This is a genomic window from uncultured Campylobacter sp. (assembly GCF_937949835.1).
In the GTDB taxonomy this organism is placed as follows: domain Bacteria; phylum Campylobacterota; class Campylobacteria; order Campylobacterales; family Campylobacteraceae; genus Campylobacter_B.
In genome coordinates, this window is the sequence record NZ_CALEDC010000315.1 from 1 (window position 1) to 2,445 (window position 2,445).

Sequence of the window (2,445 nt, forward strand, 5' to 3'; positions counted from 1 at the left end):
GCGCAGATCGACGCTCTTACGCGCCGCATCCAAAACGCCGTTTTTGCGAAATTTAATATCATCCTAGACACCGTAGGAATTTACGCGTTTAACAGGAACGATCCGCGCGCCGCCGAGATCTACGAGCATATCAAGCAGATGGCGTTTTCGCATGAGTTCGTCTCGCAGATACATGGGTTTTATCTCGATGAGGAAAAGCGCTCGATCAGCTTCGACGTCATCGTCGATTTCGCAGCGCCCGATATGGAGGCGACGTTTCGCGCGGTCTGCAAGCAGGTGCGCGCGGCGTATCCGAACTACACGCTCATCATCACTCGCGATAGCGATTACAGCGGCTAAAATTTAAATTGCTCTAGCGGTTTAAATTTAATCGCGCCGGCTCGCGCCCCTTCGGCGAAATTTCAGAATTTTAAGCTACAATAGGAAAAATTTATCGCGGTTTGCCGCGGCGTAAAAGCCGCAAAAAACGTGATATGAAATTTGCGCGCAAAACCTAGCAGAAGCCCGTGCGCAAGGCAACGCAAAGAGAAATTTAAAAGGAAAAATATGGTTGAAATCAAAGATCTAACGATGCGCTTCGGCAAACAGCTGCTTTTTGAAAACGTAAATTTAAGCCTCGATAAGGGCAGGCGCTACGGTCTCATCGGCGCAAACGGCGCGGGCAAATCGACGCTACTTAAAATTTTAAGCGGACAGATCGAAGCAAGCAGCGGCGAAATTCTAATCCAAAGTGGGCTTAAAATCGGCGTTTTGGGGCAGGATCAGTTCGCCTTTGAAAGCTTTAGCGTCAAAGACGCCGTACTCTACGGCAACAAGCGCCTCTATGATGCCGTGCGCGAAAAGACGCACCTTTACGAAGCGGGCGAGTTTAACGACGAGATAAACGAGCGCCTAGGCGAGCTTGAGATGATCTGTGCCGAGGAGGATCCTGCTTACGAGTACGAAACGCGGATCGAGAAAATTTTAAGCTCGCTGGGGATTAATGATTTCGATAAAAAGATGAGCGAGATCGAGACGAGCGATAAATTTAAGGTCCTTCTCGCACAGGTGCTTTTCCCGCGCCCCGACGTGCTATTTTTGGATGAGCCGACGAATAACCTCGATATCGACGCCATTTCGTGGCTCGAGTTTGAGCTAAATCGCCACACGGGCACGCTCGTAGTCATCAGCCACGACCGCCACTTTTTAAACCGCGTCTGCACGGACATCCTCGACGTGGATTTTAGGCGTGTGCGCGAATTTAGCGGCAATTACGACGACTGGTTCATCGCGTCCAATCTCATAGCCAAACAGGCGCAGTTCGAGCGCGAGAAAAAGCTCAAAGAGAAGGCGGAGCTTGAAAAATTTATCGCTCGCTTCAGCGCCAACGCAAGCAAGGCCAAGCAGGCCACGAGCCGCCAAAAACAGCTTGATAAACTCGATCTTAGCGAGCTTGCGACCTCTTCGCGCAGGGAGCCTAGTATTTTATTCAAGCCCGCGCGCGAGATCGGCAATGAAATTTTAGAGCTAAGCGGCGTGGATATGAGCTTCGGCGAGATTGAAATTCTGAAAAATTTCAACCTCAAGCTCGCTCACGGCGATAAGATCGCGATCATCGGTCGAAACGGCGTGGGCAAAAGCACGCTTTGCAAGATCATCATGGGCGAGCTCGCGCCTCTTAGCGGCAAGGTTCACATGGGCGCCACGATCGAGCCCGGGTACTTCGCGCAGGATACGAATAATAAAATTTCAGGCGAGCTCAAGCTCTACGAATACCTACAAAGCCCGCAGAATAGGGATCTGGATGAAATTCGCAAATGCCTTGGACGTATGCTTTTTAGCGGCGCGGAGCAGGAGAAAAGCGTGGGCAGCCTAAGCGGCGGCGAGAAACACCGCGTGATGCTAAGCAAGCTAATGCTGCAACGCCCGAACCTGCTGGTGCTTGATGAGCCCAACAACCACCTTGATCTCGAGGCGATCATCGCGCTTGGTGAAGCGCTGTATAACTTCGCGGGCTGCGCGATCTGCGTGAGCCACGACCGCGAGCTCATCGACGCGTTCGCAAATAGAATTTTGCACCTCAAAGGAGACGGCGAAATCGTCGATTTTAGGGGCACTTACGAGGAGTACCACGAGAGCTTGGGGGCGAGCGATGATTGAGATCTGCGTAAACGGCGAGCCTCTGCAGCTGGCGCAGGATATGAGCGTGAGCGAGTTTTTGCGCCGACGCGGACACGATCTGCGCCTAGTAGCGCTCGAGCGCGACGGCGAAATTTTAAAAAAAGAGGCGTGGGAGCGCACACAGATCTCAAGCGGCAAAAAATATGAGATCGTCGAGTTCGTAGGCGGCGGCTGAAGTCGGAGCTTTGGGTTATGTTAAAATTGCAGCGACCGAGGTTTAAATCCGCGCGGAAGTTGCTAAATTTAATTGGTGCGGCAACGCAGCGACTGGGGCTTAAAATTTGC

2 protein-coding genes and 1 pseudogene are annotated in these 2,445 nt (G+C 51.9%); all 3 read left to right on the plus strand.

The window, feature by feature from the left end; genetic code table 11:
- A pseudogene (locus Q0256_RS07235) lies at positions 1 to 339 on the plus strand (cation transporter); the annotation flags it as partial.
- Positions 340 to 546: 207 nt separating this feature from the next.
- Positions 547 to 2,139 carry an ABC-F family ATP-binding cassette domain-containing protein gene (locus Q0256_RS07240; RefSeq protein WP_297961689.1) on the plus strand — a complete coding sequence of 531 codons (1,593 nt, stop codon included), beginning with the start codon at positions 547 to 549 and terminating at the stop codon, positions 2,137 to 2,139.
- On the plus strand, positions 2,132 to 2,335 hold the full coding sequence (gene thiS, locus Q0256_RS07245) for a sulfur carrier protein ThiS (protein ID WP_177388158.1): 204 nt from the start codon (positions 2,132 to 2,134) through the stop codon (positions 2,333 to 2,335). The genes Q0256_RS07240 and thiS overlap by 8 nt, the downstream gene beginning before the upstream one ends.
- Positions 2,336 to 2,445 lie beyond the last annotated feature (110 nt).